Genomic DNA, 7,510 nt, shown 5'->3' with positions numbered 1-7,510 from the left:
TTACGGTTTCCAGGTGGTTAATTCGGAAACTGCAACGGTCCACTCTGGGCTGACTCCAGCCATTAGGCGCCTCAGATCGAGGATATGATCGGCACGATGCTGTCCTGAAACGTCATCACGTCATGCCGGAGACGGGCGGACAGAGGTCCCGGCGATCGATCCTCGATGCAAGCCATTAACAATCCCGCCCTCAAGCGGCCACAGAGGTCGTGCGCGCCAAATTCGAGAAAGGTGGTCGCGCCCCACCTAAATCTGAGAATCCGAGCCCTTTTCGCTAATGTACGCGGTTGGCGCATTTGCCATGATCCGCCAGCACTTCGATGACGCGGCATCCGGCGACGCGCCCATGGCTGCATCCGTCGACCATCGCTTCCAGTTCGGCCTTGAGGGCTTGCAGGCTACTAATGCGGTGCTCCACTTCGATCAACCTCGCCTTGGCGATGGCGTCGGCGGTCGCGCAGGGCTGGTTCGGGTCATCCTGCAAGGTCAAAAGCGCGCGGATCGCCTCGATCTCAAACCCAAGTTCGCGCGCATGGCGGATGAAGGCCAGACGGCGCAGGTCCGCGTCCCCGAAATGACGGCGGTTGCCCTCGCTGCGGGGCGGCGCGGGCAGAAGGCCGATCTGTTCGTAATAGCGGATGGTCGGCGCTTTCACGCCGCTAAGGCGGGCGGCTTCGCCTATCGGAATATTTTTTGTCATTCCCCTTGCTCATCTAGTGGCTAGAGGATGTAGCCTCGTCGGCGACAAATCAAGGATTAGACGATGACCGAGACGACGACACAGACCCGTTACCGCGTGGAAGGCATGGATTGCGCGAGCTGCGCCCGCAAAATCGACACCGCCGTGCGGCGGATGCCGGGCGTCATTGAAGTGTCCGTGTCGGCGACGGCAGGCACGATGATCGTCCATCACGACGCCGACAGCGACCTGGCCGCGATCGAAAAACAAATAACCGGCCTTGGCTACGGCGTAGCGCCCCTGTCGGGAAACGCCACCGCATCCGAGAAAGCCGCATGCTGCGGCGACGAGCACAATCATGTCCATGCCAACGACCGCAGCTCCGCCGCCCCATCGAGCCCGCTCGGCCATGACCACGCCCCATCCAGCGGTCCTTGGTGGCGCAGCAAAAAGGGCCTGCTGACGATCGCCTGCGGCTGCGCCTTGGTCGTCGCCTATGGGATCGGCAAGCTTGCGCCCCCTGTCGCCACATACGCTTTCATCGCGGCGATGCTGGTAGGCCTGCTCCCGATCGCCCAGCGCGCCTTCACGGCGGCGCGGGCTGGAACGCCTTTTTCCATTGAGACGCTGATGACCGTCGCCGCCGTCGGCGCGGTGTTCATCAACGCCGCCGAAGAGGCGGCGGCGGTGGTGTTTCTGTTTCTTGTCGGCGAGCTGCTGGAAGGCGTCGCGGCCGGCAAGGCCCGCGCCAGCATCCAGTCCCTGACAAAACTGGTTCCCAAGACCGCGCTGCTTGAACGGGAAGGTCAAACGCGCGAGGTTCCAGCCCAGAGTCTCGCTATCGGCGACATCATTCTCGTTCGGCCCGGCGACCGAATTCCGGCGGACGGCGTGATCGTCTCGGGTGAAAGCGCGATCGACGAAGCGCCGGTGACCGGCGAAAGCATCGGCGTTCGAAAGGGCGTCGGCGAAAAAGTGTTCGCGGGCACGATCAACGGTGACGCCGCCTTGCGCGTCCGCGTCACGGCCAGCGCCGCCGACAACACCATCGCCCGCGTGGTGAAATTGGTCGAAGAGGCGCAGGAATCCAAGGCCCCGACCGAACGGTTCATCGATCATTTCTCGCGCTATTACACGCCCTGCGTGGTGGCGGTCGCGGCGCTTGTGGCGCTTGTTCCGCCGCTGCTGTTCTCCGGCGCCTGGGACACCTGGGTTTACAAGGGCCTCGCCATTTTGCTGATCGGCTGCCCCTGCGCCCTGGTCATTTCGACGCCGGCAGCGATTGCGGCGTCGCTGTCAGCGGGCGCCCGGCGCGGCCTGCTACTCAAGGGCGGCGCGGTGCTCGAAAATCTTGGCAAGATCACCGCCGTAGCGTTCGACAAGACCGGCACGCTGACCGACGGCAAGCCCAAGGTCACGGACGTGATCGGCTTCGGTTTTAGCGAAGCGGACGTGCTGAAGTTCGCAGCCGCGCTGGAAGTGGGCTCAAGCCACCCGCTGGCGTCGGCTATCCTGGCCAAAGCTGCGGCGGAGAACATCGTTCCGCCCCACACGACCGACGCTGCGGCGCTCGGCGGCAAAGGCGTCGCTGCGACTGTCGAAGGCAAGGCGGTGTTTCTGGGCTCATTGCAAGCAGCGGCCGATCGCGCGCAGCTCTCGGCCGATCAAAAAGCCCGCGTCACGGCCATGCACGACGAAGGCAAGACGGTATCGCTCTTGATCGTCGATGGCGCGCCGGCGGGGGCGTTGGCCATGCGCGACGAACCGCGACCTGACGCGCACGCGGGCCTGAAGGCGCTGACTGACGCGGGCGTCAAGACTCTGATGCTCACCGGCGATAACCGGCGCACGGCGGCGGCGATTGGCCAAAAACTCGGCATTGAAGTGCGGGCCGAGCTGTTGCCGGAGGACAAACAGCGCCTTGTCCGCGAGTTACAAGGACAGGGTTTTAAGGTCGCCAAAGTCGGCGACGGCATCAATGACGCGCCCGCCCTCGCCATGGCCGATGTCGGCATCGCCATGGGTGGCGGAACCGATGTGGCGCTCGAAACCGCCGATGCCGCGGCGCTGCACGGCCGCATCGGCGACGTCGCCGAAATGATCGCTCTGTCGAAGCGCACCATGGCCAATATCCACCAGAACATCACGATCGCGCTCGGCCTCAAGGCAGTGTTTCTGGTCACCACCGTCGTTGGACTGACCGGCCTGTGGCCCGCCATTCTCGCGGACACCGGCGCGACGGTGCTGGTGACCGTCAACGCATTGCGGCTTTTGTATTCAGGACAAAAACATTGAATTTTGTCTCTTGGCTATCACAGCGGGAAGAGCAGGTTCCGCTCCTGCACTTCGGAATACGGATCGCGGTCACGCTGGCTCGCTCTATTTTCGTACCCGAACTATCGGAGACGAAAGTTTTTTGACGACGAAAACAATCTCTGAAGCGACAGCGCCCGGTCCCAGATGCTCAACGCCGCCACGCTCATTGGGAGAACGGCCGTGGGGGGCTCCGCTAAGCCGGCTCCCACTACTCTCGGCAATATAGGCGAATTTTGGCGAATTGCGCTGCGCCAAGGAGTCCCGGCAAGATCAGCTTCTGGATTCCTGCCCGCCGCCATCCGCAGCCAAAGACTCATAGCGTTGTCTCCTCCTCGTCCGCGTCGAACAACCAGTTTCGCTGCTTTTTCCGGTGCGTCGCTAAGCAGCGTCGGTCACGTGGCCGATCAATTCTATCAGGCGATCGACGCCGACAGGCTCTTCCTTCAGCGGCGGGACGACCGCATAGCGCGAAGCATACCGGGTCGCTACGGCCTCGATCTCGCGCAATTCGTTGCGCGCGCGCTGGTGAGCTACTCCCCGAAAATCGGACGCTGACGGAAGCTACGATCTGATGTCTGCTGGTCTTCAAGAACGAGGAGATCAGACATGTCGAAGCGCAGAAATCATGACGCCGCTTTCAAGGCGCGCGTCGCGCTGGAAGCCTTGAAGGGCGAGAAGACCGCGGCCGAGCTGGCGACGGCTTTTGGCGTGCATCCGACCATGATCCACCAATGGAAAAAGGCCCTGCTCGAAGGAGCGGCCGATATTTTCGAGCGCGGCGGCAAGAAGACGGCGGAGATCGACGAGAGCGCCGTCCGGGACTTGCACGCCAAGATCGGAGAACTGGCCGTCGCCAATGATTTTTTGTCCAGAAAGCTCAAGCCCTGGACCGGGAAGTGAGGCGCGGCATGATCGAGCCAGACCATCCGGCCCTGCCGATCGGCATGCAATGCCGCCTGCTGTCGATCTCACGATCGTCGTTCTATTACGAGCCGCAAGGTGAGAGCGAGTTGAACCTCGCGCTGATGCTGCTGATCGACAAGCAGTTTTTGGAGACGCCGTTCTACGGCGTCCAGCAAATGGCCTGGCATTTGCGGAACCAAGGCTTTTCGGTCAACGTGAAGCGCGTCCGGCGGCTGATGCGCTTGATGGGCCTGATGCCGATCTACCAGAAGCCCAACACCAGCAGGCCGGCGAAGGGGCACAAGACTTACCCGTACCTATTGCGGGGGCTGCGGGTCGACCGCCCCAATCAGGTCTGACATCACCTATCTGCCGATGAAGCGCGGCTTCCTGTATCTGATCGCCATCATGGACTGGCACACCCGTAAAGTCCTGGCTTGGCGGATTTCGAACACCTACGAGGCGGAGTTTTGCGTCGAGGCGCTGAACGAGGCCATTCACCGCTTCGGGCCGCCCGAGATGATGAACACCGACCAGGGCAGCCAGTTCACGTCATTCGTCTGGACCGATCGCCTGAAGCAGTCCGGCGTCAAGATCTCGATGGACGGCAAGGGCCGCTGCATCGACAATATCTTCATCGAACGGCTCTGGCGGTCGCTGAAGTATGAATGCGTCTACCTGCACGCTTGGGGAACCGGCTCGCAGGCCAGGGCCGGGATCGGCCGCTGGATAAATTTTTACAATCGCCAACGGCCTCACGCCGCCCATGGCGGGCAACCGCCTGCCGTGGTCTATTGGAATGCCATTCAACCCGACCAGCAGGCGAAGAAAGTAGCTTAAATCACCCCGGAATTTGTCCAACCAACGGGGAGTAGCTCACTGGCGCAACAGGGGGGAATGCGGTTGCGCTGCCGCCACGCTGTTATTGACGATCCAGGCCCAGTGCTCGATTTCGGCGCGGCGGAGGTCCACTTGCAGGCTGGCGGCCTCCAGCACCGGCGTCGTTTCCGCCAGAGTTACCAGCAACACCTTGGTCTGCTTGGGTGTCAGGCGCCATCTTGGAATGAGAATATGAAGAGTTTTTCAGTTTTAGCCATCAATAGTAAGAATTGTGGCTTTCGATATTCGCACTATTGATGGCTTAGCCGTTCGGCCTGCGGCAGTTCGAATTTCGCCTCGCGGCAAAATTTGTCGAAGTTTCTTTGGCCCCTCAGAAGGGTCGCCCTTCTCAGATCCTGAAGCACGGCGGGATTGGCCAAAACCCGCGCCAGCCCCGCGAGCAACGCCGGCCGAAACTCTATAGGAAGGGTGGTCATCGCCGTATGTGTGACTCGCCGCTTGATAGGACGCGCGCGCGCGTCAAAATGTGGGAAAAGCGTGCCCAACACCCATCCGACGCCAGGATGTTCGAGATTGCCAGTGATCGGCTTCCAGGTCTGAACCAGCAACAGTTGCAGGATTGCAATTGGGGAATGCTCAGAGTGTTTTCCGTCAGCGAGATATTGCTCGACAATCTGCTCGCCTGCGATGGCCTCCGACCATAGGTCTTCAAACGGCGTCGTCTCCAAAAGCGTCGCGCGACTTCCACGATGCTCGTTTGTATCCGTAAAGGCGAGGCCGCAGGTGGGACATGTAATTCGCCACGCCTTGCTCCAATGTTTTGAAACGGCGCCTTCCGCCCTGTCTTGAGCGTAGCGATCTGCGCAGGGGTAGCAGATTTGCGCGGCCCTGCCCCGGCTGATGAGATTGCAAACCTGGCCATCACGTTTGTTGATATGTGTCATGCTGATCAGCGCTGCGGGATCGCAGCGGAACTTTTCTGTCAAACGAGCGACTTGCCCTAAACCGAGGCGATGGTCGAGCGTTGAGAGCCTCATGTTGCCAAGGCCGAGCCACTTGGCAAAAAACGGACCCGTTACGCCGTAGAATCGAGCGTGCCGGGCAAGCCAAGACGAGAGCAATTCGTCGCGCGCCGCTTTGAGGACGACCGGCAATGGTTTGGCGTTGGCGTCGATCACGCAGCTCATTGGAAAGCCACCTCGTTTTCTGAAACCGGCTTATAGGTCTCGACCGAATTGTCGGTGATGCGTTCGTCGCCCGTTTCAATCGCTTCAATCGCCAAGTCGTTGAGCATTCGAAAAATGCGAGAGCTGACGCCGCCGCTAAGTTGGAGAACGCGGCGGAGGCCCTTCACGGTCAGCACGCTGGGTTCCCGCAAAGGAAGATTGCGAACAATGGCTAGGACAAGTTGTTCGAACTCTTTACCGGCAGTCCATCGCGGCAACGTGACCGCGTCGAAGCGGCGCGCCAATTGAACGTCGCCGTTGATTGCGTCTCTTGCCTCCATGATCCCGAAGCAGACGAGCGAAAGTTTCAGCTCGTTGCTGAGAAAGCGCAGGGTGTTCAGCACGATGCGCTGTTCTCGCCACGACCCGGCGAGAATATTGTGGATCTCGTCGAGAACAAGAATTTGGACGCCAACGTCGCGAAGCGTATTGATGGTGCCCCTCTCCATATCGACGATGCTGGCTCGCGGGCTATGCGGTGCGTCAACGGCGGCGAGAATTTGAGAGAAAAACCTTCGCTCAGTGGGACGCCCGCTCAGTTCGACGACAAGTAGCCTATTGGGGTTTGGCGTCGAGTCGGTCGCGCAGCCCATCGCGCAGTCCGCTTTGAACTTGTCTACCAGCATGGACTTCCCCATCCCGCTGTCGCCATAAACGATCAAAGACGGCATTCGCGTGGTGCGCGGATGCTTGAGCAACTTGTTCAAGTGGTCGAGGATGCGGACAGCTTTTGGGTAGGCGATCCAGCGCTTCGACTGGATAAAATAGACCCGCTCATCAATCGCACCGGCAAGAACGTTCGCCGCTTCATCTGTCAGGTGGCTTGGTTTGAACATCAGCTTGCCATTCCAAAAGCTCCAGTGCGCTAGGTATGCGCGAGTCGATGCCGGTCATCGATCCCGAATCGAAGTCATCCCCGACTATTTGTGATTGTGGCGGAGTTTTGCGCGCTGCCGCCGTCTTGGCGATCGCATCGGCGACAATTTGGCGTTGGGCCAGTGCCGTTCGCATAAGCTGGTCGTCGTCACGCTCTCCCCTACCCTTCTGTCGCATTGCTTTCCTGGCCAGCTTCCATTCACGTAGGCTGATCGCAGGGAACCCGAGACTGCGTGCGCGGGCCTCGATGAAATGGCCCGACAATGGGTGTTGGACAAAAATCCGCGACACATCTCTAGGGTCATACTTGATCAACAAATCCCCCGCGTGTCTGCCGACCTCCGCCGATAGGGCGTTCGACCAATAGGGGAGATCATGAATCCAAATACCGTCCGGTCTCAGCTTCCGAAATGCGTCGGGAAGGAACGACACCCAGAAGGCCATTCGGTCTTTTGGCATTCGTAGCGTGGTCGAAGCCTCGTGTTCGTCCCATACCGCAATCGGCGGACGGAGAAGCGCACTGTGTATCTCCTGATTATAACGCCCGGCGATTTCCCAGCCCAGAGCGCACTCGAACTCGCGGAACGTCATGGCCGAGAACCTGGCGGAGTCGTTGTCCTGCCGCGCCGTGGGATTGGCGAAAGTCGTCCCCGGGTAAAAATGCACGCGC

5 protein-coding genes and 2 pseudogenes are annotated in these 7,510 nt (G+C 60.5%); 2 read left to right on the top strand and 5 right to left on the bottom strand.

Translation table 11 applies throughout. The features are described from left to right. Nucleotides 1-274: 274 nt before the first annotated feature. A complete protein-coding gene (locus QZ409_RS12640; protein WP_296711688.1) occupies nucleotides 275-700 on the bottom strand; it encodes a helix-turn-helix domain-containing protein in 426 nt (141 codons plus the stop codon). Between the two features lie 63 nt (nucleotides 701-763). Here QZ409_RS12640 and QZ409_RS12635 point away from each other — a divergent pair, with 63 nt between their 5' ends. Next, a complete protein-coding gene (locus QZ409_RS12635) occupies nucleotides 764-2,974 on the top strand; it encodes a heavy metal translocating P-type ATPase (protein WP_296711686.1) in 2,211 nt (736 codons plus the stop codon). A 627-nt stretch (nucleotides 2,975-3,601) separates the two neighbouring features. Further along, nucleotides 3,602-4,738, top strand: a pseudogene (locus tag QZ409_RS12630) (IS3 family transposase). Between the two features lie 39 nt (nucleotides 4,739-4,777). Here the strand turns inward: QZ409_RS12630 and QZ409_RS12625 are convergent. The 4 genes and pseudogenes from QZ409_RS12625 to QZ409_RS12610 all read right to left on the bottom strand — a co-directional run. Then, nucleotides 4,778-4,951, bottom strand: a pseudogene (locus QZ409_RS12625) (arsenical pump-driving ATPase); the annotation flags it as partial. A gap of 77 nt (nucleotides 4,952-5,028) precedes the next feature. Continuing rightward, nucleotides 5,029-5,925, bottom strand: coding sequence for a TniQ family protein (locus QZ409_RS12620; protein WP_296711683.1), 897 nt, complete (start codon nucleotides 5,923-5,925; stop codon nucleotides 5,029-5,031). After that, nucleotides 5,922-6,800 carry a TniB family NTP-binding protein gene (locus tag QZ409_RS12615; RefSeq protein WP_296711678.1) on the bottom strand — a complete coding sequence of 293 codons (879 nt, stop codon included), beginning with the start codon at nucleotides 6,798-6,800 and terminating at the stop codon, nucleotides 5,922-5,924. Before QZ409_RS12615 ends, QZ409_RS12620 begins: the two co-directional genes overlap by 4 nt. Further along, on the bottom strand, nucleotides 6,772-7,510 hold a 739-nt coding region (locus tag QZ409_RS12610; protein WP_296711676.1), incomplete at its 5' end, for a Mu transposase C-terminal domain-containing protein. The genes QZ409_RS12615 and QZ409_RS12610, both read right to left, overlap by 29 nt.

Source organism: Rhodoblastus sp., from assembly GCF_019449565.1.
Lineage (GTDB): Bacteria > Pseudomonadota > Alphaproteobacteria > Rhizobiales > Beijerinckiaceae > Rhodoblastus.
Note: the sequence above shows the minus strand (reverse complement) of the source record. Positions and strands in the feature narration are given on the sequence as shown.